21 protein-coding genes are annotated in these 25,391 nt (G+C 53.4%); 9 read left to right on the forward strand and 12 right to left on the reverse strand.

Features of this window, described 5'->3' with window-relative positions; genetic code table 11:
- Positions 1-11 precede the first annotated feature (11 nt).
- Positions 12-2,249, reverse strand: a complete 2,238-nt coding sequence (gene pflB / locus SPICO_RS07905; protein WP_013740146.1) for a formate C-acetyltransferase — start codon at positions 2,247-2,249, stop codon at positions 12-14.
- A 106-nt stretch (positions 2,250-2,355) separates the two neighbouring features.
- On the reverse strand, positions 2,356-2,598 hold the full coding sequence (locus tag SPICO_RS07910; RefSeq protein WP_041395194.1) for a hypothetical protein: 243 nt from the start codon (positions 2,596-2,598) through the stop codon (positions 2,356-2,358).
- Between the two features lie 29 nt (positions 2,599-2,627).
- Between SPICO_RS07910 and asnA the strand changes: the two genes are divergently transcribed.
- The 3 genes from asnA to SPICO_RS07925 all read left to right on the forward strand — a co-directional run bounded on the left by asnA (position 2,628) and on the right by SPICO_RS07925 (position 5,618).
- Positions 2,628-3,662 carry an aspartate--ammonia ligase gene (gene asnA / locus SPICO_RS07915; protein ID WP_013740147.1) on the forward strand — a complete coding sequence of 345 codons (1,035 nt, stop codon included), beginning with the start codon at positions 2,628-2,630 and terminating at the stop codon, positions 3,660-3,662.
- 29 nt (positions 3,663-3,691) lie between these two features.
- Complete coding sequence (locus SPICO_RS07920) at positions 3,692-4,933, forward strand: BaiN/RdsA family NAD(P)/FAD-dependent oxidoreductase (protein WP_013740148.1); 1,242 nt, start codon at positions 3,692-3,694, stop codon at positions 4,931-4,933.
- A gap of 124 nt (positions 4,934-5,057) precedes the next feature.
- Positions 5,058-5,618 carry an NADPH-dependent FMN reductase gene (locus SPICO_RS07925; protein WP_013740149.1) on the forward strand — a complete coding sequence of 187 codons (561 nt, stop codon included), beginning with the start codon at positions 5,058-5,060 and terminating at the stop codon, positions 5,616-5,618.
- A 118-nt stretch (positions 5,619-5,736) separates the two neighbouring features.
- Here the strand turns inward: SPICO_RS07925 and SPICO_RS07930 are convergent, their stop codons facing one another.
- The 9 genes from SPICO_RS07930 to SPICO_RS07970 form a co-directional block, all read right to left on the reverse strand.
- A complete protein-coding gene (locus tag SPICO_RS07930; RefSeq protein ID WP_013740150.1) occupies positions 5,737-8,811 on the reverse strand; it encodes a fimbrillin family protein in 3,075 nt (1,024 codons plus the stop codon).
- Between the two features lie 506 nt (positions 8,812-9,317).
- Complete coding sequence (locus SPICO_RS07935) at positions 9,318-10,460, reverse strand: Ldh family oxidoreductase (RefSeq protein WP_013740151.1); 1,143 nt, start codon at positions 10,458-10,460, stop codon at positions 9,318-9,320.
- Positions 10,461-10,652: 192 nt separating this feature from the next.
- On the reverse strand, positions 10,653-11,471 hold the full coding sequence (locus tag SPICO_RS07940) for a DeoR/GlpR family DNA-binding transcription regulator (protein WP_013740152.1): 819 nt from the start codon (positions 11,469-11,471) through the stop codon (positions 10,653-10,655).
- Positions 11,472-11,527: 56 nt separating this feature from the next.
- The gene (gene glpK, locus SPICO_RS07945) at positions 11,528-13,027 is read right to left on the reverse strand and encodes a glycerol kinase GlpK (protein ID WP_013740153.1); all 1,500 of its coding nucleotides are present in this window, start codon (positions 13,025-13,027) and stop codon (positions 11,528-11,530) included.
- A 194-nt stretch (positions 13,028-13,221) separates the two neighbouring features.
- On the reverse strand, positions 13,222-14,460 hold the full coding sequence (gene fabV / locus SPICO_RS07950; RefSeq protein ID WP_013740154.1) for an enoyl-ACP reductase FabV: 1,239 nt from the start codon (positions 14,458-14,460) through the stop codon (positions 13,222-13,224).
- Complete coding sequence (gene fabZ, locus SPICO_RS07955; RefSeq protein ID WP_013740155.1) at positions 14,457-14,930, reverse strand: 3-hydroxyacyl-ACP dehydratase FabZ; 474 nt, start codon at positions 14,928-14,930, stop codon at positions 14,457-14,459. The genes fabV and fabZ overlap by 4 nt, the downstream gene beginning before the upstream one ends.
- 34 nt (positions 14,931-14,964) lie before the next feature.
- Positions 14,965-16,224, reverse strand: coding sequence for a beta-ketoacyl-ACP synthase II (fabF, locus tag SPICO_RS07960; RefSeq protein WP_013740156.1), 1,260 nt, complete (start codon positions 16,222-16,224; stop codon positions 14,965-14,967).
- Positions 16,225-16,235: 11 nt separating this feature from the next.
- A complete protein-coding gene (fabG, locus tag SPICO_RS07965; protein ID WP_013740157.1) occupies positions 16,236-17,021 on the reverse strand; it encodes a 3-oxoacyl-[acyl-carrier-protein] reductase in 786 nt (261 codons plus the stop codon).
- The gene (locus tag SPICO_RS07970) at positions 17,014-18,006 is read right to left on the reverse strand and encodes an ACP S-malonyltransferase (RefSeq protein ID WP_013740158.1); all 993 of its coding nucleotides are present in this window, start codon (positions 18,004-18,006) and stop codon (positions 17,014-17,016) included. Before SPICO_RS07970 ends, fabG begins: the two co-directional genes overlap by 8 nt.
- Positions 18,007-18,145: 139 nt before the next feature.
- Here SPICO_RS07970 and accB point away from each other — a divergent pair, with 139 nt between their 5' ends.
- The 5 genes from accB to SPICO_RS07995 are packed head-to-tail and all read left to right on the forward strand — an operon-like array spanning position 18,146 to position 23,458.
- Entirely contained in the window at positions 18,146-18,646 is a 501-nt protein-coding gene (gene accB / locus SPICO_RS07975) for an acetyl-CoA carboxylase biotin carboxyl carrier protein (RefSeq protein ID WP_013740159.1), read from the forward strand.
- Positions 18,643-20,001: an acetyl-CoA carboxylase biotin carboxylase subunit gene (locus SPICO_RS07980; protein ID WP_013740160.1), complete on the forward strand. Its 1,359-nt coding sequence runs from the start codon at positions 18,643-18,645 to the stop codon at positions 19,999-20,001. Before accB ends, SPICO_RS07980 begins: the two co-directional genes overlap by 4 nt.
- Entirely contained in the window at positions 19,994-20,830 is an 837-nt protein-coding gene (locus SPICO_RS07985; RefSeq protein WP_013740161.1) for an acetyl-CoA carboxylase carboxyltransferase subunit beta, read from the forward strand. Before SPICO_RS07980 ends, SPICO_RS07985 begins: the two co-directional genes overlap by 8 nt.
- Entirely contained in the window at positions 20,823-21,785 is a 963-nt protein-coding gene (locus tag SPICO_RS07990; protein WP_013740162.1) for an acetyl-CoA carboxylase carboxyltransferase subunit alpha, read from the forward strand. Before SPICO_RS07985 ends, SPICO_RS07990 begins: the two co-directional genes overlap by 8 nt.
- Positions 21,786-21,802: 17 nt before the next feature.
- Positions 21,803-23,458, forward strand: a complete 1,656-nt coding sequence (locus SPICO_RS07995) for an AMP-binding protein (protein WP_013740163.1) — start codon at positions 21,803-21,805, stop codon at positions 23,456-23,458.
- Between the two features lie 77 nt (positions 23,459-23,535).
- Here the strand turns inward: SPICO_RS07995 and SPICO_RS08000 are convergent, their stop codons facing one another.
- The gene (locus tag SPICO_RS08000) at positions 23,536-23,976 is read right to left on the reverse strand and encodes a thioesterase family protein (protein ID WP_013740164.1); all 441 of its coding nucleotides are present in this window, start codon (positions 23,974-23,976) and stop codon (positions 23,536-23,538) included.
- A 133-nt stretch (positions 23,977-24,109) separates the two neighbouring features.
- Here SPICO_RS08000 and SPICO_RS08005 point away from each other — a divergent pair, with 133 nt between their 5' ends.
- On the forward strand, positions 24,110-25,351 hold the full coding sequence (locus SPICO_RS08005) for an MFS transporter (RefSeq protein ID WP_215904609.1): 1,242 nt from the start codon (positions 24,110-24,112) through the stop codon (positions 25,349-25,351).
- Positions 25,352-25,391: the final 40 nt, after the last annotated feature.

Genomic DNA, 25,391 nt, shown 5'->3' on the forward strand with positions numbered 1-25,391 from the left:
CGCATGGTCTGTTACATGCAGCAGTGGGAAGTCCTCATCAGAACGTCTCTCTGCTGTTCCTCGGTCAAATCAACAAAACGCACGGCGTAACCGGAAACACGGATGGTCAGGTTCGGGTACTTCTTCGGGTTCTTCATAGCATCCCGCAGCAAGTCATTGTCAAAGACATTCACATTCAGATGATAAGCACCTTCCGTGAAGTATCCGTCCATGACATTCCGCAGGTTGGCAATGCGTGACGCCTCATCCTTCCCCAAGCCGATCGGATTGATGGTCTGGGTATTGGAGATACCATCCTGGGCAAAGTCATAGTTGAGCTTGGCCGTCGAGTTCAGGCTGGCAAGCAGTCCGTTCTTCTCCGCCCCATAACTTGGGTTGGCGCCAGGAGCCAGAGGCTCACCCGCTGGCCTTCCGTCAGGCAACGCACCAGTGTTCTTGCCGTATACGACATTGCTGGTGATTGTCAGGAGGCTCGTGGTAGGCGTGGAATCCCGGTACGTGTGGTGGCGGCGAATCTGCGTCATGAAGTACTCAAGGATTTCCCCGACCAGCTCGTCAGCACGGTCATCATCATTGCCATAGCGGGGGAAGTCTCCGGTAATCTGGAAATCAACCGTCTTGCCCTTCTCATCACGGATGGGCTTGACCTTGGCATACTTGATGGCGGACAAGCTGTCGGCGGCGTGGGAGATACCTGCTATGCCGGTGGCAAAGGTACGCTTGAGGTTGGAATCCATCAAAGACAGCTCAGCCGCCTCATAGCAGTACTTGTCGTGCATGTAGTGGATTACATTGAGCGTGTTGACATACAGCTCGGCAAGCCAGTCCATGATTCTCCTGAACTTGGGCAGAAACTCATCATAAGAGATATATTCGGAAGTTATCTTCTCATACGGAGGAGCGACCTGCGCTCCGGTCACCTCGTCCACACCGCCGTTGATGGCGTAGAGAACCGCCTTGGCAAGGTTGGCACGGGCGCCGAAGAACTGCATGTCCTTACCGGTCACGGTCGCGGATACACAGCAGGCTATGGCGCAATCATCGGAACCCCAGTTCTTCCTGAGAAGATCATCGTTCTCAAACTGGATTGAGGAACTTTGAATGGCAATCTTGCTGGCAAAAGTCCTGAAACCTTCCGGCAGTTTGGCGGAATACAGGACAGTGAGGTTCGGCTCAGGGGACGGCCCCATGTTGACCAGCGTGTGCAGCAGACGGAAGTCGCTCTTGGTGACAAGGGAACGCCCGTCAGAACCCATACCGGCAATGGAGAGAGTCGCCCAGATGGGATATCCGGAGAACAGGGAGTTGTACTCAGGGGTACGCGCGAACTTGACCATGCGCAGCTTCATGACCAAGTGGTCGATCAGCTCCTGCGCCTGGCTTTCAGTGATGACGCCGTTGTTCAGATCCCTCTGGATGTAGATATCCAGGAAGGCGGAGACACGGCCAATGCTCATGGCGGCGCCGTTCTGTTCCTTGATGGCGGCCAGATAGCCAAAATAGAGCCACTGGACAGCTTCCTGGGCATTGGCGGCGGGTTTGGAGATGTCATAACCGTAAGAAGCGGCCATTTCCTTCATCTGCCCCAGAGCCTTGTACTGCATGGAGATTTCCTCACGCAGACGGATTACATCTTCAGTCATGGTGCGGAAGCCAACGTTATCATGGTCAGCCTTCTTCTTTGCCATGAGATAGTCAATGCCATACAGGGCGACACGGCGGTAATCGCCAATGATGCGGCCACGGCCATAAGCGTCAGGCAGACCGGTGATAATCTTGTTCTTGCGAGCGGCGCGGGCTTCGGCGGTGTACACGTCAAAGACACCTTGGTTATGGGTCTTGCGCCAGTCGCTGAAAATACGGGTCAATTCAGGATTGGGCTTATAGCCATTGCTCTCAAGCGCGTGATTGGCCATGGTGATGCCGCCGAAGGGCATGAACGCCTGCTTGAGAGGCACGTCAGTCTGCAAGCCGACAATCTTCTCCAGGTCTTTGTCCAGATAGCCCGGCTTGTGTGATGTAATGGTGGATACTATGTCAGTGTCCATGTCATATACGCCATTGCGGTCGAACTGGATTTCATTGAGCTTCTGGAGTTCTCCCCAGAGCTTATCGGTAGCTTCGGTCGGCCCGGCAAGGAAACTATCGTCACCTGTGTATTCGGTATAATTCTGTTGGATGAAGTCACGCGTATTGACGCCTGTCTTCCATTTCGTACCTTTGAAACCTTTCCACTGGTTCATTTCCATAATGCGTTAGCCCCCTGGTAATTTTCAATCTCATGACAGAAAGGGAACATGGTTTTCCCTTTTCAGTACTGATAATGTAAACATAAAAAGAAAAATTATCTGTGACCTAAGTCACAAAAATAATTTTTTTTGGATATTTTTGTGTTAAAGTGGATATGTTTATCAGAAAACCATGAATTAATCTCCGCGTTTTCTTATGCGGAATCTCCCCCACCGGCAGGTTCATGGCGTCCTGGAACCCCCCTGTCCGAAATGCCGAAGCGTATCTCCAAGGCGCGGAAAACCGCGCGTGGGGGAAAAAGTTTGCATTATGCCACTGTTTCAGTGTATCTTTGGCTGCATCATCCATTACTGCATCCACCAAGGAGGCGCATCATCATGTCACACCATTTCCCACGGAACTATCGTCCCCGTCTGGATCAGAACCAGACGGAAAAAGCCATCAAGTTCATCAAAGACACATTTGAACGGGAACTCTCCGGCGAACTCCGCCTTTCCCGCGTGACCAGTCCCCTGTTTGTTCCCAAGGGATCAGGAATCAATGATGACCTCAACGGAGTGGAAAGACCGGTCAGTTTTGGAATCGGCAAGATGAATGATATGCAGATGGAGATTGTCCAGTCCCTGGCAAAGTGGAAACGCATGGCATTGGCGGAACACGCTTACCTTCCGGGCACCGGGTTGTACACTGATATGAACGCCATCAGGCCGGACGACGACATTGACGCCATCCATTCAATCTATGTAGACCAATGGGACTGGGAAGCCGTGATGGAACCGGGAAGCCGGAACCTTGCTTTCCTCAAGCAAACCGTGACAAAGATATTCCAAAGTTTCAAGAGAACTGAATTTCTCATACGGGAGCAATTTCCTGTCTGCGCAAAGGTTCTTCCGGAAGAAATCACCTTCATCCATGCAGAAGAAGCCCAAGCGCTCTACCCCGGCCTGACGCCTCCTGAACGCGAGAAAGCCTTGGCGCAAAAATACGGCTGCATCTTCATCATTGGCATCGGCTGCGCCTTGCCTGACGGCATACCTCATGGCGGAAGGGCTCCTGACTATGATGACTGGTCATCTCCGACGGGCGGCGAATGTTACGGCCTCAACGGTGACATCATTGTCTGGGATGCCGTCAGGGAAGATTCCCTTGAGTTGAGTTCAATGGGCATCAGGGTGGATCAGGAGACCTTGCGCAGGCAATTGGTCATCAGAGGATGTCCGGAAAGGGAAAATCTGTACTGGCACAAGAGACTGCTTGCCGGAGAATTTCCCCAGACTGTCGGAGGCGGAATTGGACAAAGCCGCCTGTGCATGTTCTTCCTGAACAAAGCCCATATTGGAGAAGTACAGTCATCAGTCTGGCCGCAGGAAGTTCATGATGAAGCCCGGAACCATGGCGTGTTTCTTTTGTAAAGCGGCTAAAGTGGTTAAAGCAGTACGGCATGTATGATGTCATCATAGCGGGGGCAGGAGCCGCGGGACTTTTTCTGGCCGCATCCCTTCCCTCATCACTCTCGGTTCTCGTCATGGACAAGAACCCCGTCCCTGGGCGAAAAATCATGATTACCGGGGGAGGGATGTGCAATCTTTCCAACACCGACGCGCCGGAAGATTTTCTCAAGCATTTTGGAAGCAGACAGCAGGCTAACTTCCTCAAGCCAGCCCTTCGCTCCTTTCCTCCCCACGCCGCGTGGGACTGGTTCCGTTCCCATGGCCTGGAACTTTTCTTCCGTGATGACGGGAAGGTATATCCGGCGTCGTTCAAGGCGCAGTCAGTAGTGGATGTCCTGATGAAAACGGCTTTGGCACAGGGAGTGGAATTTGCTTTCTCATGCACTGCCAGAAAAGTACTCCGCCATGACGGGTTTTTCACCGTGGTGACGGACACAGGAGAAAAACAGACGCGCACTATTGTCCTTGCCACTGGCGGCATGAGCTATCCCCGCACGGGTTCCGATGGTTCGGGTTATCTCCTTGCCAAAAGCCTGGGACACAGCATAGTCCCGCCATCGCCCGCTCTGACTTCCCTGATCGTGGAAAATTACGGCTTCACCGCCGCTGCCGGAACATCCGTCCAGGACGCCTCAATCAGAGTTTTTCATGCAGGTGAAAACAAAGCATGGTTCAAGGCGCAAGGTGATGTTCTTTTCACACATGATGGCCTCTCCGGTCCCGCAATCCTCACTATGTCCCGTTGGTGCCATCATGGAGACATTGTACGCATATCCCTCATAGGAAATCTTTCCAGGGAAGAAGCCTGTACAATGCTCATGGATACCTTCGGGCAGTCTCCTCACAGACAGGTCTCCACCGTCTTGAAAGAAGCCGGACTGACATCTACCCTCGTATCCCTCGTCATGACCATGAGTGGAGCCGCCCCCTCTCTCCGATGCGCGGACATGAACCGGGAAATGCGCTCCCGCCTTATCCAGGCAGTGACAGACGCTTCGTTCCCCATAGAAGGCCGCAAGGGGTTTTCCTCTGCCATGGTGACAAGCGGGGGCATACGGCTGGATGATGTTGACCGTTCCAGCATGGAATCACGTCTGGTGCCAGGAGTTTTTTTTGTCGGTGAAATCCTTGATATTGATGGGGATACCGGCGGATACAACATGCAGGCCGCCTTCTCCATGGCACGGCTGTGCGCTTGTTCCCTGGTTGAGCGACATGTCACAGGCTCATGACACGCATTCTTTTGGTGGACGCTTGGGGAAAATCCTTTCATATTATATGTGACAGCATGTGACGGCTAAGAAAACCAACGCTGTGCCATTAAAAAAGAAATAAAGTACATCAAGGAGTCTGATAATGAGCAAGATAAAAGTCGGGATTGTCATAGGTAGTCTCCGCAAGGATTCATTCAGCGGCAAGATTGCCAATGTGCTGGCAAAGTTTTTTCCCCAGGATTATGAAGTAAGCCGCATTGATATCTCCAATCTTCCAGTCTTTGACCAAGATTACGATGATACGGGCACGGTTCCGGCGTCATGGGAAAGATTGCGCAAGGATGTCGCCGCACAAGATGCTTTTCTGTTCGTTACTCCGGAACACAACCGCTCCTTCCCCGCCGCCCTGAAAAACGTGCTGGACATAGCTTCCCGTCCGTGGGGCAAGAACCTCTGGGATGGCAAGCCGACAGCTATTGTCAGCGTCACTCCCGGACGCCTCGGAGCTTTCGGCGCCAATCATCATCTCCGCCAGGTTCTTGCTTTTCTTAATATGCAGACCTTGCAACAACCGGAGGCGTATGTCGGTGATGTCGCTGGTATGTTTGATGATAAGGGAGCTTTCATTGATGCTAAAACAGAAAAGCTCCTCCAAAGGTTCGTTCTCACTTTCACCGGACTCATCGGGAAAATCAGGACGTAAAATCCGTCACGCATGAGGATGATAGAAAAACGCCTGCCAATGGGATGACAGGCGTTCCGTTCCTCTTTTGTTCAGGTTATAAGCTAAATGAATCCTTTTCTTTGCGCCCGCCTCTTTCTCACGGAGCAGGAGCATTAATCAACGTGGGATAACCGTCAGCGGCATCAAACTTCCAGATTGCAAGATCCCATACCGCGCCCGTCCAGTTAGCGTCAGAGGACCAGAAGTCCGAATTTTGGAATGTCGTGTTTGGCTTTTTTGCCACTATAGTGCTATCCACAATAGAGACAACATAAGGAGAAATTGCCACTAAGACTGGAGGCCCTCCGGAAGAATCATCTGAGACATACCGTTTGTATGTGGTGTTGGAGGGAGGGGGAGACCCCTTATAGCCAGCGAATAAACCAATCCATGCGTTTATGGCCTGTGTTGTCTTAATTTCCTGCGTGATTATCGCCACGATGCTTTTTACGTTATTAAAGTTATTGGATACGAAACCGATGAACCCTCCAATCTGGGAATTTCCTACCACAGCGTTAACAACCACATACACGTTACTGAGCAATGCCACATCTCCCAGTTGCCCGGCATACCCCCCGGCATTGTCGTAGCTGCCGCTGCTGACAGTTCCCACACGGGCGTAAGAGTCATATACGCCTCCGCTGGAATGTCCCCCGACGAAACCTCCTGTCGAAGGCCCCCCGGCAATCTTTCCGTTCACATGGACGGAACTCTCCTTGATGTCCGCGCGACCCAAGTACCCGGCGAACCCGCCGACAACCCCTATGCTCCCACTCCCATTGTATGTGATGTCGCCCTGGATAATCGTCGCACTCCTGGCTATCAGCCTCCCTGTCGCACTATCCGAATTGCTCATGCCTCCTACGAAACCGCCAGTGAAGTCTCCCCCAGTAATGTTCCCGACTTCCACACGGCTGTCAGTGATTTCAATATTGCTTCCGCTCATGTATGCGACAAAACCGCCGACCATTCCTGTTCCCTTGATCTCCCCACTGACATGGACGCTGCTTTTGTCAACCTGTCCGCCATCCATGATTGTTCCTACAAACCCACCGACATAGGTTTTAGAAGCATCAGTGCCACTGGCGAGCGTGACCGTCCCTCCGCTCATGTCCACGGAACTGTTCCCGACGACCGCCCCGCTGTCCATGAATCCCACGAAGCCTCCGGCGTTCTTCCACCCTTCCACCGTGGAAGAAGCGTTCCTTCCCCTGGCACTGCCCCTGAGTGTGTTGCTACCACTTCCGTTGAGATATCCGGCAAAACCTCCTGCCGAACCAGTGCTTGTATCACCGCTGAGATATCCGGTGGCAATCACCCGACCGAAGACCACCGATGCATCTTCGATGGTGCTGTCGTCAGCCTTGCCGACAAACCCTCCGGCATACCGCTTGCCTTCCACCGTTCCTACGATGGTATCGACACGATCAGACGGGAAAGAGATGTTCGTCTGTTCAGTGTGTCCTACGAACCCTCCGGCCAGTGAGGCACTCACGTAATCAACCACGGCATAGCTGTTCGTTATTTCCGAGAGGTCGGTTGCTCCTACAAGTCCTCCGGCAGAACTGTCCCCCCACGCGCTACCACTGCTCACGCTCCTGACGATGGCATGGCTGCCTGTTATCATGCTCTGATCCACTATTGTACCCGCCAAGCCCCCGGCGAACCTTATGCTACGAACGCTCTCGGCGATGACCTCGCTGTCCTCTATATACCCTACCTCATGGAAGCCGACAAGGCCGCCTGCATAGGCTCCCCCCTCGACCGTCGCATAGCTCGCGGATCGCATGATGGTGCCGTGAAAATTTAATCCGACCAGCCCTCCCGTGTAACCTGTAGCCGCAAGACTCTCCACATACCCGCTCACGAAGCAATCCTCTATCGTCCCCTCATTCACACCCACCAAGCCGCCAACTTCACTGAAACCTGTATCAGTTCCCTTGACCACCACGTTCGTCAGGCCAAGGTTATACACGCTTGCGCTAATGGCCATCGACGCAAAGAAACCTACATTTACTGATGAAGACGTAATCCGCAGCCCGTTGACCACATGCCCTTTCCCATCAAACTTCCCCATGAAATTTATAGCCGGCCATGTCAGGGAATTTGCAGCCAAGTACTCGCCCAGCTCTATGTCACGGGCTAGCTCGTAGTAACTGCCGGCCGTACTGCCGTGAGTCTCCAGCACTCCCTTCAACCCACGGGCGGTATATATCATGTAGGGGTCTGTCTGCGTACCTGTGCCGGTGTAGTCCGGGATGTTCTCCTGTTTGAACGAGCCGTTCCCCCCGTCCGTCCACGCCGCCACGCCCACCGGATTTACATCAATGCCCCACCCCGTGAGCTTCACGCTGTAGGTGCTGTGGTACCCCGCCTCGAAAACCTTAGTGTCCGGGATGTTCCACGTATATGTCTTTCCCGTGCTGGTGAGCGTGAAGACCATTTTCCTATTTGGATAGGTGACTCCGTCATGCGGCACGATGATCGCCGCTCCTGCCGTCCCCGCCGCGTTCACCGGCACTTTTCCTCCTGCCGCATCCGTCTGCCTGTTGCTTATGCTCCCGTCTTCAAAATTAATCTCAGCCATGGTAGGCATGCTCTGGTAAACCACGCTCAACCCCGCAAGGTCGCTCGTTTCCAGCCCTTCTCCCGCACTAATCGCCAGCGTCAGCTTGGAAAGCTTGTGCTGGAAGGTGAGATCAACGTCTACGGGCACGTCCTTGCCCACCCCGTCCACACGCGCGAAGATCAAATCATCTTCATACGGATCCTCTTGTTCCCTCACGTCCACCTTGTAGATGTATGCGGACCCTCCGTTCAGGATTGGGGTATTTCGGTAGGGATAATAGGCAAACAAACCCACCTCGGTGCCGTCTGCCGGAAAGAAGGCGTCCCCCCAGAACTTCCCCGTCAAGGAATCATATGTGTAGGGGTAGTTCACCACGCCGTTGAGGATGTTGGCAGGGTTCACGTCGGTACCTGTGGAGACCATGTACAGCCCTATCTCATCTCCCTCTTCCCACTCCCATGAGCTGTCAGAATCCCCCGCCGCACGAGCGGAGAAGGCTATGCCTTCCTTCTGAGCGACCGGCGGACGCAGATCCTGGATGCAGGAGGACAGCACTAATGCGAGGACAACAAGAGCCAGCATTGCTATAGGGGACTTCCTCATAAAGCGCAACCTACTCTCTGGGACTCTGGGACTCTGGGACTCTGGGACTCTGGGACTCTGGGACTCTGGGACTCTGGGACTCTGGGACTCTGGGACTCTGGGACTCTGGGACTCTGGGACTCTGGGACTCTCTGGGTCTCTGCACATGCTATATCCTGGGGGGGAACCGCTTCTCCCGCAAATCCTGTGGAATCCGCTTTGTTCCCGATCAGAGGTATTCATCAGATACTACGTATCTACAACAATCCAACTTGATTTTATCACTCCAGCCGGAATCTGCATATTACCAAAAAGTACTATTTTTAGGGAATAGGCATTACCCAAAGGTATTAATCTACGCATGAAACTGTATATTTAGCATTGTATTAACCTTTTGGATGAACATTTTGCTGGACATCCCCTTTAGTAAGAAAGACTCAATGCAGACGTTGCATCATAAACAACAAAAAAGGGGAACATGGTTACCATGCTCCCCCGGCTGTGCATCTGCTGTCTACGGTCAGATGTCAGTTCTTCTCAAAATCCCAATGATAATCCAGCTTGAAACGATCACGCAAAGTAATCATTGTCTTCTGGAGGCTGGGAGGAACCGGACAACCATGCTCCTTGCGGTACTGCCATGCCTCCCATTCCTTCTCCCCCGCGGTATAGATGCGGTCATTTCCCGGAGCCTTCCGTGAATCACGAAGTTCACGACAGATAGTCCCGGCAATCTTCTTGAAGACCTCCCTGCCCATGAAGAACGCAGGGTCGATGGCAATGAAAAAATGCCCCAGGGGATACGGGATATGATTGCCCTTATCATCAGTACCGTTGAGTTGCTTCATCCATGCCCCGTCCGCCAAGGCAGCAGACAAGATTTCAACGACAGTGGCATATCCATAGCCTTTATAGCCACCACCTTGCTCTCCGATGCCTCCCAGCGGAGTCAATGCGGCATGACCGGTGGTCAAATCCTTGAGAACTTGAGCCGTGTCCGTGCGGGTGGAACCATCTTCGCCAATAACCCATCCGGGAGGAAGCTCCTTGCCGGCACGTCCATATACTTCAATCTTGCCCCGCTGTGATACGCTTGTCGCGCAATCCAGGACAAAGGGAAATTCCTCGTCAGTAGGCAGTCCCCATGTGAGGGGGTTCGTCCCCAGCATGTTCTCCACTCCGAAAGTAGGCGCAATGGAAGGACGGGCATTGGTCCCCGTCACACCAATCATGCCTTCCTCCGTCGCCATAGTGACAAAGTATCCGGCAATGCCATAGTGGTTGGAATTGCGTACCACGACCATACCCATTCCATATTCCTTGGCCTTGTCAATGGCCATCTGCATGGCCTTCACGCCCGCCACATGCCCCATGCCATTATTGGCGTCCAGCACCGCGGCCGTCTTCTCATCCTTGATGACATCAATCGTAGTGACAGGATTCATGATACCTTCATCGATACGGTCAATATAGATGGGTTTCAATCTCCCGATTCCGTGGGAGTCAATGCCTCTCTTGTCTGATTCAATCAGGACGTTCCCAATGACCTTTGCATCCGCCTGTGGAATCCCGGAATGAACCAGGGCATCTTCCATGAAGGCTTCCAGGGAAGCAAAATCTACCCATGCGCAATCTTTGTAAGCATCAGCGTAACTTTTTTTCGTATCCATGCTTCTTTCCTTTTCTCATGATGTCAAATAATTTTTTTACAAAACAAAAACAAACACCTTTCATGCAAATATTATGAAGAAAAACCTGCCATGTCAAACATATTCGAACATAAATCTAGATAAATCCGCATGGAATCATAAAAACCATACAGATACTTACAAAATAAAAGAGCTGCCGTTTTGTTCCCGTTTTCAGCCGCCAGAAACAACAATGACAGTCACGCCCTTCTGCTCAAACTCCGCCCGGTCGGACTCTGATATGCCACTGTCAGTGACAAGAATATCTATGTCCTCAATGGGCGCGACAAGGAAATTCGACACTTTCCCTATCTTGCTGCTGTCAGCGAGAAGAATGACTTTCCCTTGGGAGTTCCTGACCATCTGTCTGGTCAAGCCAGCTTCTGATTGGCTGGGAGACGTCACTCCGAACCGGACGCTCACCCCGTCCCCGCCAATGACAGCCTTGGACGCAAAGACTGAACTTACCATGTCAATCGCGCTTTCTCCTACAAAGGAGAACGATTCACGCCGCAGTTCCCCTCCTGTGGAGATGACGGTAATCTTCTCGGACAGTGAGACTATGGGCGCAAGAGGATTGTTCGATATGACCTTTACCAAATCAATGTCCAGCATCTTAAGAAATTCCATCGTCGTAGTGCCGGAATTGACGAAAAGAGTATCAGCCTTGCGTATCAGGCTTGTCGCGTATGAGGCAATCTCACGCTTCTCCTTGCTGTGGACTTTCATCTTCTGTTCCCAGAACATGGAGTAATAGTGAGGCTCGTTGGTTTTCTTGTCCGCTGTGACCGCGCCGCCATGGGTTCTTTCCAGACTTCCCTGTTCTTCCAGCAGAGCAAGATCCCGACGGATTGTCATTTCCGCCACGCCAAGGACTTCACTCAGCTCGGTGACGCGCACCACGCCTTTTTCCCTCAATATCCCCATGATGACCTTCCGTCTTCCGGCAGGTACGAGGGGAGTCTGTTGCACGGTCTTCGAAGGTTTGCTCATGTGACTATTATGAAGCGAAGAACGCTGATGCGCAAGGGATGTTCCAGGGAAACGGACTATTCACTCATCCAACCCAGGGAGCGATCCACCGCCTTGTACCATTGCCGGAGCTTCCGCGAGCGTGTCTCCTCATCCATATGCGGCTCCCAGCGACAGCCCTCCTGCCATTGAGTCCTGACTTCCCCCAAGGTTTCCCACACGCCTGCGGTCAGTCCAGCGGCATACGCGGCGCCCAAGGCAGTCGTTTCAACGACCTGGGGACGAATCACCGGGATACCGAGCAGGTCAGCCTGGAATTTCATCAGCGGCTTACTGTTCGTCAGACCACCGTCCGCCTTGAGCGTCCCCAGCGTGATGCCGCTGTCCTTCTCCATTGCCTCGGCTATGTCCTTGACCTGGAACGCGGTGGACTCAAGCACTGCGCGGCAGATATGGGCGCGGGTAGCATACCCGGTAAGCCCGACTATGACGCCACGGGCATCATCTCTCCACCACGGAGCAAAGAGACCACTGAAAGCAGGAACCATGTAGACATCTCCGGAATCCTCGACGCTTTCCGCCAGATGGTCAAGCTCACGAACATCCTTCACCAGACAGAGACTGTCCCGCGTCCACTGCACCAGGGAACCGGCGACCGCGACCGAACCTTCAAGGGCATACAGGGCATCCCTTCCTTTCTCCTGATAGGCGACAGTAGTTATGAGGCCGCTGGAAGAAAGAACCGGAACAGTACCGGTATTGGTCAGCATGAAGCATCCCGTACCATAGGTGTTCTTTCCTTCACCCTTGCCAAAGCACGCCTGCCCGAACAACGCCGCCTGCTGGTCGCCCAGAATGCCGCACACAGGAATGGACGCGGCAAAGGGCCCTGAAACCTCGGTGTATCCATATACCTCTCCTACCGAAGGCCGGATCTCAGGGAGAGCCTGCCGGGGAATAGCAAAAAGGCGCAGGAGATCATCATCCCATTCCCGGCGTCTCAAATCCATCAGCATGTAGCGGGAAGCATTGGTCACATCAGTCACGCAGGTTTTCCTGCCTGTCAGGTTGTACATCAGCCATGTATCAATGGTACCGAACACCGCCTCGCCTCTCTCTGCGGCGGGGCGGAGACCGGGAATGTTCTCAAGCAGCCACGCAATCTTGCTGGCGGAAAAATACGGACTGTAGAGCAATCCACTGCGCTCACGCAGCCATTGCTCACTGTTTTCTTTCTTCAAGGCATCAATCAGAGTTGCGCCGCGGACATCCTGCCAGACAACGGCATGGTAATAAGGTTCCCCTGTCTTCCGGTTCCACGCTATGATGGTTTCACGCTGGTTGGTTATGCCCGTCCCGGACAAATCACCGCCGGAAAGACCTGCTTTCCCCAAAGCCCCGCGGATACAGGCACAACTGTTCTCCCATATCTCTGCCGGGTCATGCTCTACCCATCCGGGTTCAGGAAAAATCTGCCGGTGCTCTTTCTGTTCCGACGCAACAATATTCCCTTTCTCATCAAAAATGATGAAACGGGTGCTGGTCGTACCCTGATCCAATGAACCCACGAATTTCATGAGGCTTCCTCCTTTTTGCCTTCTCAAAAACTTCTTTCTTTATGAACGCTCGCAATGGCGGATGTCCGCAGTGGATAATCTTCTATCGTGCGCACATGCCACTGTACTCTCATGTCGCGCCGGTGGCAAGCTCTGTTTTTAGGGAAAACCTGGAGGAAGCCCAGAAAACGATGGTCACAATATTTCAAAACATTTCACAGTATTTCACGCGGGTCGATGGGTAGATTGTAGTCTATGTCCTCATATCCGAAACCATGGAGTCTGTCATATTCCTGAACGCACGAGATGACATTGCCTCCCGCAATCTTCTCCCCATCTTTCTGGAGAAGCCAGGCTGCGTCAACGTCTTCCTGCACATCACGCCGCATCTCCCAATCGTCAAGACGTATCCTGCCCATTTCATCTGTAGCCACAGCGTCCACGCCATACAGTTTTTCAGTGAACAGCCGGTATGCCTGCTCCAGACACCCCTCATGGAGATTCTTCTCCTGCATGATCTGATAGAGCAGAGCCATGTACAATGGCACCACGGGGATGACGAAACTGGCGCGTGTGACCAACGCCTTGTTGACCGATACATATGCCTTGCCGTCCAGAGAAGCCAGCAAGCCGTCAATACGCGGCACGGTTTCCTCAAGATTGCGTTTTGCCATGCCAATGGAACCATGACGGTAAATAGGATATGTTTTTTCAGGGCCAATGTAGGAATAGGCAATCGTTTTCACTCCAGAAGCAAGCACTCCCTGCTCCTTCAGATACTCCATCCAGAGCATCCAGTCCTCACCTCCCATGACTTTCACGGTTTCAGCGACCTGCTCTCCTGTCGCCACAGGAACAGTGACCGATATTATCTTTTCCAGTGGAATGTCCAGCGAAAGCGATTCATAAGGTTCCCCTACCGTCTTGAGTACTGACTGATAGGTGACTCCTGTTTGCGGATCCGTGCGTACCGGGGAAGCTATGCTGTAGACGACCATGTCCACCTGGCCTCCCTCACACGTCTCCTTTATCGCTTGTGCCACCTTTTCCTTGGTTTCCATGGCAAAGGCATCACCGTAGAGGGAAACAGAGCCACTACCTGTTTTACGGGCTTCCTGGTCAAAGACATGGGTGGCATACCAACCCGGAGTAGCAGTCTTGCTTTCCGTGGGCAGCCGCTCAAAGGAAACGCCTATGGTGTCCGCACCGCCACAGAAAGCTGCCACGACACGGGAGGCAAGCCCGTACCCGGTGGAGCCTCCAATTACCAAGACACGCTTGGGCAGGGAAAGACCCGTGACAGTCAGGTATCTTTTATCCGGGGAAGACCCATTGGCAAGGCTCCGTGCCTGTTCAATCAGGTCACGGACATAGCGCGCGCATCCGGCAGGATGAGCGGTCAGCGAGATATTGCGTATCACTTTTTTCTGGATGACGACTTTGTTTTCGTTCATATTCTGTTTCCTTTTCTGTTTCCTTGCTGCGCGGTGATGCTTGCGCCATCACTGATAATGCACATCCACGTGGCTTCGACGGCCAGCTTTCCGCCCACCTCAAGGATACCTCTCTGGCGGATAATCCTATTTGAAAGTTTTTCGTCATGGACGGTCATCACAACCGTGTCGCCCGGACGAACCTGATGGCGGAACTTCACCTTGTCCACTGTCGCCAGAAAAAAAATCACTCCCGGCGGGTATATCCCCGCTTCAACCAAACCCGCACCGCCGCATTGTGCCATGGTTTCAACCAGGATGACTCCCGGCACCACCGGATATGAAGGAAAATGTCCCGCAAAGAAAAACTCATCTTCACCGAAAGTCTTGTGTCCTACGACCTTCCCCGGTGATACCTCGTCCAATCCATCGACAAAGAGGAAAGGCGGACGATGCGGCAGCAATTCTTGTGGTGTCCTGTACTGGCTCATGATGTATCTCCTCGTCTATCTGTTTGTCTATCTGTTATTCTTCATATCTGCGGAACACCAATGCTCCATTGTGACCCCCGAATCCAAGGGACTCACTCAATGCCCACGTCATCTTATCTTCCACGCCTGTATTTGGTACATAGTCCAGGTCGCAGGCAGGGTCAGGCGTATTCAGGTTCAAGGTGCAGGGATAGAACTGTTCCTTCAGAGCCAGCAGACTGACTATGGCTTCCACGGCTCCGGCGGCGCCAACCATATGGGATGTCATTGATTTGGTGGATGATACCCTGAGCTTGTAGGCATGGTCGCCGAACAGTCTTTTGATTGCCTTTGTCTCTATTACATCATTGACCGGGGTGGATGTGCCGTGGGCGTTGATATAGTCGATTTTCTCCACGGGGATGCCGCTTTCATCGATTGCCGCTTTCATGGCTCGCATGGCTCCGTCACCATCAGGATTGGGAGATGTGAGATGGTAGGCGTCGCAGGTAGCGCCATAACCGGTAATCTCTCCCAGGATGCGTGCGCCGCGGGCACGGGCATGGGAAAGTTCTTCCAGTACAAGCATACCGGCTCCCTCTCCCAGGATAAACCCGTCACGGGTAGCGTCAAACGGACGGCAGGCGGTAAGCGGTGTATCATTGTATGCAGTGGACAGGGCGTGCAGGCGGCAAAATCCGCTGACCGCCAGTTGCGTGATTGCCCCTTCCGAACCGCCTGTAAGCGACATGTCAACCTGACCGTGCCGGACTGCATGGAAGGCGGCGCCCACGGCATCAGTACCGGATGCGCAGGCGGTGGCTATGGTGAGGGCAGGCCCCTTGATGCCATAGCGCATGGCTATGTTCCCCGCTCCTTCATTGGTAATCAGCTTGGGAATGGTCAGCGGAGAAACTGACCGAGGCCCTCGTTCGAAAAGTTTGCGGAGGTTATCTTCCACCACTTCAAAGCCGCCAATACCGTTGCCCAAATGTACCGCGCTGCGGAAAGGATCCCAACCCCCTGCTCCGTCAGGTTCAAAGCCTGCCTGTTCCATAGCCTGGATTGCCGCGTACACGGCATATATGGTGAAATCAGCCATGGAACGCGCCGCCTTGGATTCTATCAGGTCGGAATAGTCAAAGTCCCTCACTTGTCCCGCTATCCTGGCCGGGTAGTCGGAAACGTCAAACCTGTCCAATGGGCCGATTCCGCATATGCCGGAATGGATATTATCCCAAAACGTATCAATCCTGTTGCCCAGAGGAGAGACTATTCCCATCCCCGTCACTACCACTCTACGTACTGCGCTCATCTTCTCTACTCCTACATTGCCATGCCACCGTCCACAGTCAGGACATGGCCGGTGATATATGACGCTCTGTCAGAAACCAAAAACGCGACGGCTTGCGCGACATCCTCCACTTTTCCCAGACGACCAAGGGGTATCTTTTTCATCAGATCCTCCTTCACCGTATCAGGAAGAACCGCGGTCATTTCTGTGTCGATGAATCCGGGAGCCACGACATTGACCCGCACATTGCGGGAAGCAAGCTCTCTTGCCATGCTCTTGGAGAAACCAATGAGACCCGCTTTGGAAGCCGCGTAGTTCGCCTGGCCTCCATTTCCCGTCAGTCCGACGACTGAAGACATGTTGATGATGACGCCTCCCGTCCTTGCCATGCTCCTGGCCAGCTTGCGGCACAGGACGAAAGCACTGGTCAAGTTCACCTGAAGGACATTGTCCCAGGCATCACGGTTCATCCGCATGATCAGGCCATCTCGTGTGATTCCCGCGTTGTTGACAAGGATATCGACACGACCGGCTTCAGCCAAAACCCTGTCCGCCGCTTTTTCAAGCGCGTCTGAGTCAGATATGTCGCAGCCGACCCATGTCACCCGGCCTCCTGAACATTCGGCGGCATCTTCAAGGGCATTATGCTCCCTGCTCTGGTTTCGTGACACATACCAGACATCGGCTCCTTCGGAAAGGAGTTTTGCGACAATGGCATGGCCTATGCCCCGCGACCCGCCGGTGACCAATGCTTTCCTGCCGGGCAACTCGCCGCGACACATGCACGTCTTGCCGGTCTTGCCAGTCTTTTCATCCATTTTCCTTCCCCTTGATTCCTTGTAAGCTGATGCCTTGAAGGTCATTTTCCGTACCGCCCGGATACACGGGACATGCCGCTTCGCGTCCCCATAATCCGGCAAGAACCGTGCCGGGCCCGGTTTCCAGGAGACAGGAGAATCCCAGTTCCCGTTGTCTTTGCCGCAGAGCGTCCATCACCCTTGTCCATACGACCGGAGAGCTTAGCTGAATGGCGCAGTTATGACGGGCATCCGCGCCGCTTTCCACCCATTCCCCGCTGACCGATGAAGCAATGGGAAGAACCGGCTCTGAAAAGCTGATACCCTCCAGGAACGTGGCAAATGGTTCCACCGCCTTCTCCATCAATGGCGTATGGAAAGGGCCGGAGACCTTGAGCGGCATGACGCGACGGGCTCCGCGGGCTATGAGTACACCCGCCAGGGCGTCCATCTTCCCTACGTCTCCGGCAAGCACCACCTGGGCAGGACTGTTGTCATTGGCACAGTAGATTCCCTGTACGTTTTCTTCTTCAAGGATTTCCTTCACCCTGGAAAACCCCAGACCTATCACCACCGCCATCCCTGGACGCACCCCGTCGGCGCACAGCATCTCCACGGCTTGGGACATACATCGGCCTCTCTCCACCAAGATGGAAAAAAGCCTTTCGTCATCAAGAACACCAGCGCATACAAGAGCTGGCAATTCTCCAAGGCTGAAACCAGCGCAGCAGGCTGTCTCAATTCCCAGCTCTCCGGCACGAATCACTGCGGCACGAGACGCCAAGGCGACGGCAAGTTGAGTATTTTCAGTTTTCTTTAATTCTTCTTCTGTCCCGCTGGCCATCACTGTGAAAAGATTCTTGCTGGCGATGTCAGAAGCCATGCTGAAAAGCTTCCGTACCGCAGGTGAGGCGGTATAAAGATCAAGAGCCATGCCGGGGTTTTGCGCTCCCTGGCCAGGATGAAGCATGGCGTACCGTACTTCTGGTTTTTCTTTCGTTTTCATAATTCAGTACTTCTTTCGTTGCATTGTACGAGATTCTTTCATTTTAATACTACAAATATTATTTTTATGTCAATATTGACACAAAATATAATTACCGTTATTATTTTTTATGTAAAAAAATTTATATCAGAGATGAAAAATGAAAATTCCTACTATTGCTGAGCTTCTGGAAATCTTTGAACGCAACACCACGGGAGAGCTGGACTTCTCCTGCCCGGAATACTCCCTGGCGTTGAAAAAACCATCCACCGTCCTTCCCTCCCCCTTTCCCATTGGTGCCACATCACCCGCATCATCCGCTGGTTCAGTGGTTGCTCCGTCCTCTGGACAAGCGGCTAATCAAGCTGCTGGGCAAGCTGTTGGACAAACTGCTGACAAGGCTCCAGACGAAAATTCCAACCTGATGACCGTCACCGCTCCCTTGGTCGGGGTATTCTACCTGACCCCGGCTCCTGATGCGTCCCCTTATGTGGAACAGGGCAGCAAGGTGACCAAAGGGACAACCATCTGCGCCATTGAAGCCATGAAGCTGTACAATGAACTGACCGCTGATTATGACTGTGAAATCGTCTCCATCCGGGCGTCCCAGGGTACGCTGGTGGAGTTCGGGCAACCTTTGTTCGAGGTGCGGCGGACATGAGCCGCGACCAGAAAAAGATACGGACACTCCTCATTGCAAACCGAGGGGAGATAGCGGTGCGCATCATACGCACCTGCCGGGACATGGGCATCCGGAGCGTTGTAGCCTACTCCCAGGCGGACGCGGATTCCCTGGCAGTGGCCATGGCAGACCACGCGGTATGCATTGGCCCGGCGGATACCCAGAGCAGTTATCTGATGCAGGACAACATCATCATGGCCGCGTGCGTCTTCCGGTGTGATGCAATCCATCCCGGTGTCGGGTTTCTCTCAGAGAATGCCGGATTCGCACGCGCGGCAGAGGAAGCGGGACTCATCTTCATAGGGCCTTGTCCCCGAACCATCTCCCTGCTGGGTGACAAACTCCAGGCACGCATGACCGCCAGGAATGCGGGATTGAAAATCCTCCCCGGCAGCGATGCTCCCGTAGCAGGAGAGGCGGAAGCCTGCAAACTGGCTGAGGAAATCGGCTACCCGGTGATGATCAAGGCGGCAAACGGAGGAGGCGGGCGCGGAATCCGCATTGTCCGGTCTTCTGATGAACTGAAGAAAATCCTGCCTGTGGCAGCCAGGGAAGCTCGCGGAGCTTTCGGAGATGCCGCGCTGCTGATAGAGAAATACCTGGATCATCCGCGTCATGTTGAGGCTCAGCTTCTCGGAGACGGTCAGGGAGGAGCCATCTTCCTTGGCCTGCGTGACTGCTCCCTCCAGAAACAGCATCAGAAGCTGCTTGAGGAAAGCCCTGCCCCTGCCCTGCCTGAAGCTATCCATGACGGAATGCGGGATGCTTCCCTCCATCTGTTCCGTTCCCTGTCTTATCGCGGAGCCGGAACCGTGGAGTTCCTCTACCAAGACGGTGCCTTTTATTTCCTGGAAGTAAACGCCCGTCTCCAGGTCGAACATACGGTCAGTGAAATAATCTACGGTACGGATTTGGTTCGTCAACAGATACTGCTGGCCTCCGGCTTTCCCTTCTCCCCTGAAATCATGCCATCCTCTTCCCGTGGGCATGCCCTGGAATGCCGCATATGTGCCAGGGGGCCAGGAAAGATACACATGCTCCGCCTGCCATCCGGTCCCGGCGTGCGGGTCGATGCCCATATCCATGAAGGCTATAACGTACCCGCCTGCTATGACAGCCTGCTGGCAAAGATTATCACCTATGCTCCGGACAGGGAGACGTGCATTTCCATCATGCTCCGCGCCCTGGCGGAGCTGGAAGTCGGGGGCATAGAAACCAACAGGGATGAGCAGATGATGCTTGTTTCCTCCACAGAGTTCCGTGCCGCGCGGCTTGATACAACTCTCTATGGAAAGCTGACCGCCGAAACAGGGAAAGGAAAAAACCATGAATGACGGAAACCGACAATGCGCTGTGTGCCACAGGGAGTCTCCGGTACAGCAGTGGAGGGAAAACTGGAACGTCTGTCCCTGCTGCGACCACCATGAGACTCTGTCCACCCTGGAGAGAATTTCCTTGATTGCGGATACGGGTACATTCCTGTGGCATGAAGACACGCTCGGAAAGAGGAACCCCATAGGCATGGCGGGCTATGAAGAAAAACTCGACCAGAACGCGCTTAAAGCCCACCAGGAAGAAGCAGTGGTCACTGGTTCCTGCCTGATTGGAGGCAGACCGGCCATCATAGGCATCATGTCTTTCCTTTTCATGGGCGGCAGCATGGGCACCGTGGTGGGAGAACGCATCACACGGCTCCTGCTTGATGGCGCACAAACCCGAACTCCGGTGATACTTTTTACCGCTTCAGGTGGAGCGCGGATGCAGGAAGGCATCTTTTCTCTGATGCAGATGTCCCGTACCAGCGCGGCGGCTGCCCTTCTGGAAGAAGCAAAAGTTCCTTTGATCATTGTCCTCACCCATCCCACCACCGGCGGTGTGACCGCGTCCTTTGCCATGCTGGGGGATATCACCCTGGCGGAACCTGAAGCCTTGATAGGCTTTGCGGGACCCAGGGTAATTGAAGGCACGATAGGACAGAAGTTGCCGGAAGGCTTTCAGACGGCAGAATTTCAGATGGAACATGGCTTCATTGATTCCATTGTACCCCGTTCCCGATTGAAGGACACTCTTGCATGGCTTTTGAAGGTACATACGACAAAGCCACACGCGACAAAGGAACACGCAACAAAGCCCCATGTGACAGAGGAGGCGAACCATGACTGAAAACAAAGGTTCCATAGCACACGACGCAACCGATGTTCCGGTTGATGATACGGCCAATGTGCCTGTGGAGAAAATCCATCCCGGCGTAATCCATTCAGGCATTGACGAAGCCACCATGAACGCGCGTTCCGCGTGGGAATGCGTCACACTCTCCCGTCGTCCGGGACGACCGGGAGCCGCAACCTACATTGACCTGATATGTGATGGATTCATGGAACTGCACGGTGACAGGCTCTACGGAGATGATCCGGCAATGCTCGGCGGTATCGGTACTGTAGACGGCATACCTATGACTTTCATAGGTAATCGCAAAGGCACGAACCTGAAAGAAAACATTGCCGCCAACTATGGCATGAGCAACCCGGAGGGATACAGAAAAGCATTGCGGCTTGCGCGTCAGGCTGAGAAGTTCCAGCGTCCGGTAATCTGCTTCATAGACACTCCGGGCGCCTATCCCGGCCTTGGCGCGGAGGAAAGAGGCATTGGTGAAGCGATTGCCGCCAACCTCAAGGTTTTCTCAACGCTGAAAACCATTGTCCTCTGCTTCATCCTGGGAGAAGGAGGCAGCGGAGGAGCCTTGGGCATTGGTGTCGGAGACAAGCTCTACATGCTGGAGAACTCGGTGTATTCAGTGATTACGCCGGAAGGCTTCGCCTCCATTTTGCTTCGTGATGCATCCAGAGCCAAGGAAGCGGCTGTGACGATGAAGATGACGTCCAAAGACCTGAAACGCTTCAATCTGATTAACGATATCATCCCTGAAGCCCCTGAAGGAGCGCATGCCAATCCTGGACTTTCAGCACAGGCGATAAAGAAGATAATCCTGCGTGATGTCGCCACCCTGTCCGCGCACCCCGTCAGCTCCATTGTCAGATACCGCATGAGAAAAATCACCGGCATGGGCGCTACTGTGTGTCCCGTGATAATCCTCGACCATCCTGAAATCCATGACTAGCCTGATAAGGAAGCACCATGCTTGAAAAATTCCTGGACAAGACACGTTTCAGTTCCACCGGAGATTTCGCGGGGAACTTTCATATACATGTGCCGGACAACTTCAACTTCGCTTATGATGTCGTCGATGAGTGGGCAAGAACAAACCCCAATAAAAATGCCCTCTACTGGACGAATGACAGGGGAAAAGAACGTATATTTACCTTTCAGGACATCAAGGACTACAGTGACCGAACCGCCGCCTACCTCCAAAGCCTGGGCGTTGGCAAGGGTGACATGGTGATGCTGATGCTCAAACGCCGTTATGAGTTCTGGTTCGCCATCCTCGCCCTGCACAAGATTGGCGCGGTCGCCATCCCCGCCACGCATCTGCTGTCAGTCCACGACATAGTATACCGCGCCAATGCCGCCAGCATAAAGGCAATCATCTGCACGGAAGATGATGAGCTTCGCCGCACGATTGACATTGCCTTGCAGGAGTCTCCCACCGTGAAAGTGAAAATCACGCTCCATGATGCGCCAGAAAGCTGGCTCGACTTCCACAAAGGCATTGAAAACGCGGGTTCCTTCATCCGTCCTGCCCAGGTGAATGCCAACGAGGACATATTCCTGCTCTACTTCACCAGCGGCACGACTGGCGAACCCAAGATGGTCATTCATGACTTCACGTATCCTCTGGGACACATCGTCACCGCTTCATACTGGCACAACATCCATGAGGACAGTCTTCACCTGACGGTAGCGGACACCGGATGGGCCAAGGCTGTGTGGGGAAAGCTCTACGGTCAGTGGATTGCGGGAGCCTGTGTCTTCGTCTATGACCATGAACGCTTCAACCCCGGCATCTTTCTTCACCTTGCGGAAAAATATCGCATCACTTCTTTCTGCGCTCCTCCTACCGTCTATCGCTACCTGATACGTGAAAATTTGGGGCGGTACGACCTTTCCTCCCTAAAATACTGCACGACAGCCGGAGAAGCGCTCAATCCATCAGTGTATGAAGCCTTCCTCAAGGCGACGGGCATCAGAATCATGGAAGCCTATGGTCAGACTGAGACTACCGTCACCGTCGTGACTTTTCCGTGGATGAACCCGAAACCTGGTTCAATGGGCGTGCCTAACCCGGCCTATGACATCCGCCTTGTCGATGAAAAGGGAAATCCCGTGGGAACCGGACAGCAGGGTGAAATAGTCATACACACACAGAGAGGAAAACCTTTGGGGTTGTTCATGGGGTACTATCGTGATTCCGTCCTGACCCAATCAGTCTACCATGAGAACGTATACCACACGGGAGACGTGGCCACGATGGATGAAGACGGTTATCTGTGGTTCGTCGGACGGCTCGATGATGTGATAAAGAGTTCCGGCTACAGGATTGGCCCGTTTGAAGTGGAGAGTGCCGTAATGACGCATCCTGCCGTGGTGGAATGCGCGGTGACAGGCGTCCCTGATGACAAACGGGGACAGGTCATCAAGGCAACCGTCGTGGTATCATCAAAACATTCCGGGTTACGCGGGCTTGCCCTTGCGCATGACATCAAGGCTCATGTGAAGAAGATAGCGGCATCGTACAAATGTCCCCGGATCATTGAGTTCGTCGAGCATCTCCCCAAGACTATCAGCGGGAAAATCAGACGGAGAGAAATCAGGGACACCCCAAAGAAGGAATGAGAGAAAGGAATGAGCAAAAGGGATGACCGGAAGGAAATGAAAATCTTCATGGTACGTTGCAACCATCCAGGGGTGAGTTATACTTTTTGCTCCATCATCAGGTCTTGAGTCTTCTCCTTGGTCTTTTCCATAGTCTTCTTCATGAAAGCCTCCCTGTCTACAATGAAACGTGTGTGAACTCCTGAACCGACCTGACCGCAAGCATCACGAGCTTCGACGGCAAAATCCACGCGGCGACGGTCGATGCCGGTGACCGTAGCCGTTATGGTGACATCCATTCCTTCAGGAGTGGCCGATGTATGTCTGATGTCCACTCCCGCGCCTACGGACGCCTGTCCTTCCTCCATGTAATCTTCCAACAGAGAAGACGCGCTCAACTCCATGAAAGCTATCATCTGGGGAGTAGCGAATACTTCCAGCAGTCTGTCATCATAGATGGTCGCCATGTTCGTCCCGTCAACCCGGACGACAAGCGTCCTGCTTGCGCCTATTTCCAGTGCGCCAATTCCCAATGTCATACGCCCTCTCATCCTCCTGATGCCATCCTCTTGATGAGAGATATCATATTCATCCGTGTTTTCCAACCCGTTTGTCTTCCTATGCCTTCCCCCGGCATGGGAAATATTCTATGCTCGACATATGAATCAGAACGTGGAAAACAGAACTGCCCCTTTGCCGCCCCCCGCAGTGACTCCTTCAGTGACTCCCTCCGCAACACCCTCAATAACGCCAGATCCGATATGGACACGGAACTTTCTGCTGGTCACGTTGGTCAATCTTTTCATCTTCCTTGCCCACCAAATATTGCTCCCGACAACCCCTCTGTATGCCCGGACGCTGGGGGCTTCAGATACCACAATCGGCTTGATGGCGGGGCTGCTCACCGTCGCCGCCGTCCTGTTCCGTTACATAGCTGGTACGGCAGCCGACAGGTTCGGTCGCAGCGTGGTTCTTTGGATTGGACTTGCCTCATTGTCCGTCGTGACTGTCTTGTACGGCATCCTGCCCGGCCTCGCTGCTTTTTTTCTGCTCAGGATAGCCCATGGAATTGGATGGGGCGTTGTGAGTACCGCCACAGCAACTGTCGCCACTGACTTCATCCCTTCATCACGCTTCGGCTTGGGAATGAACTATTTCAGCCTGTCCACCAGCCTGGCCATAGCTTTCGCTCCCGTGGTTGGCATTTTCCTTTTCACCCGTTCCGGTTCCGGTGCGCTCTTTGCCGCCGCTTTTGTCATGATGGTCGCGGCAACTGTCTTTGCTTTCCCCATCCGCCATATATCCCTGGGAGTCCGTCCCGGAAGGCAGGCAACGGAAGTCCGGTATTCACCATGGAAAACCATACGTCCGTCCCTCACCATGGCCATCATCTGCATAGGATATGGCGCAGTCATCAGTTTCCTCCCGCTTTTCGCACAGGAAAAAGGCATTGAAAACATAGGTTCCTATTTTACCGTATACGCTCTTTCCATGGTTTTTCTCCGTCCATGGTTCGGACGGCTGGCCGACCGTCATGGGTATGGCAGGATTCTCTATCCCGGTATCATCCTCTTGGGCGGCGGGCTTCTCATCCTTGCGTTCAGTACTAGCTATGGAGCTTTCATGGTCAGCGCTTTGCTTTATGGCATAGGTTTCAGCGCCACTCAGGCTACATTACAGACTTTATCCGCCATACATGTCCCTGTCGCCCGCCTTGGGGTGGCCAATGCTATTTTCTTCATGCTTTTTGACGGAGGTCTGGGCATAGGGTCAATCATCGCGGGCTTCTTGGCCGCATGGACAGATTACAGGACAATGTTCCTCATCATGGCCTTCATGCTTGTCGCGGCGGTCATCTTCCATGCCGTCAGTGACAGGTTTTCCGCGGACTTTTCCGCAGCACGGAAAAGATAATGTCCTTTTCCATTATACTGACACCCCCGCTTTTCCATTT

It is taken from the genome of Parasphaerochaeta coccoides DSM 17374 (assembly GCF_000208385.1).
Classification (GTDB): domain Bacteria; phylum Spirochaetota; class Spirochaetia; order Sphaerochaetales; family Sphaerochaetaceae; genus Parasphaerochaeta; species Parasphaerochaeta coccoides.

Coding starts and splice junctions, on each gene's coding strand:
- SPICO_RS07980 (WP_013740160.1), top strand. CDS start 18,643: ATGAGCCGCGACCAGAAAAAGATACGGACACTCCTCATTGCAAACCGA.
- SPICO_RS07935 (WP_013740151.1), bottom strand. CDS start 10,460: ATGGATACGAAAAAAAGTTACGCTGATGCTTACAAAGATTGCGCATGG.
- SPICO_RS07930 (WP_013740150.1), bottom strand. CDS start 8,811: ATGAGGAAGTCCCCTATAGCAATGCTGGCTCTTGTTGTCCTCGCATTA.
- SPICO_RS07985 (WP_013740161.1), top strand. CDS start 19,994: ATGAATGACGGAAACCGACAATGCGCTGTGTGCCACAGGGAGTCTCCG.
- SPICO_RS07995 (WP_013740163.1), top strand. CDS start 21,803: ATGCTTGAAAAATTCCTGGACAAGACACGTTTCAGTTCCACCGGAGAT.
- SPICO_RS07940 (WP_013740152.1), bottom strand. CDS start 11,471: ATGAGCAAACCTTCGAAGACCGTGCAACAGACTCCCCTCGTACCTGCC.
- fabG (WP_013740157.1), bottom strand. CDS start 17,021: ATGGATGAAAAGACTGGCAAGACCGGCAAGACGTGCATGTGTCGCGGC.
- fabV (WP_013740154.1), bottom strand. CDS start 14,460: ATGAACGAAAACAAAGTCGTCATCCAGAAAAAAGTGATACGCAATATC.
- SPICO_RS07910 (WP_041395194.1), bottom strand. CDS start 2,598: ATGGATGATGCAGCCAAAGATACACTGAAACAGTGGCATAATGCAAAC.
- fabZ (WP_013740155.1), bottom strand. CDS start 14,930: ATGAGCCAGTACAGGACACCACAAGAATTGCTGCCGCATCGTCCGCCT.
- accB (WP_013740159.1), top strand. CDS start 18,146: ATGAAAATTCCTACTATTGCTGAGCTTCTGGAAATCTTTGAACGCAAC.
- fabF (WP_013740156.1), bottom strand. CDS start 16,224: ATGAGCGCAGTACGTAGAGTGGTAGTGACGGGGATGGGAATAGTCTCT.
- SPICO_RS08000 (WP_013740164.1), bottom strand. CDS start 23,976: ATGACATTGGGAATTGGCGCACTGGAAATAGGCGCAAGCAGGACGCTT.
- SPICO_RS07990 (WP_013740162.1), top strand. CDS start 20,823: ATGACTGAAAACAAAGGTTCCATAGCACACGACGCAACCGATGTTCCG.
- glpK (WP_013740153.1), bottom strand. CDS start 13,027: ATGAAATTCGTGGGTTCATTGGATCAGGGTACGACCAGCACCCGTTTC.
- SPICO_RS07925 (WP_013740149.1), top strand. CDS start 5,058: ATGAGCAAGATAAAAGTCGGGATTGTCATAGGTAGTCTCCGCAAGGAT.
- pflB (WP_013740146.1), bottom strand. CDS start 2,249: ATGGAAATGAACCAGTGGAAAGGTTTCAAAGGTACGAAATGGAAGACA.
- SPICO_RS07970 (WP_013740158.1), bottom strand. CDS start 18,006: ATGAAAACGAAAGAAAAACCAGAAGTACGGTACGCCATGCTTCATCCT.
- asnA (WP_013740147.1), top strand. CDS start 2,628: ATGTCACACCATTTCCCACGGAACTATCGTCCCCGTCTGGATCAGAAC.
- SPICO_RS07920 (WP_013740148.1), top strand. CDS start 3,692: ATGTATGATGTCATCATAGCGGGGGCAGGAGCCGCGGGACTTTTTCTG.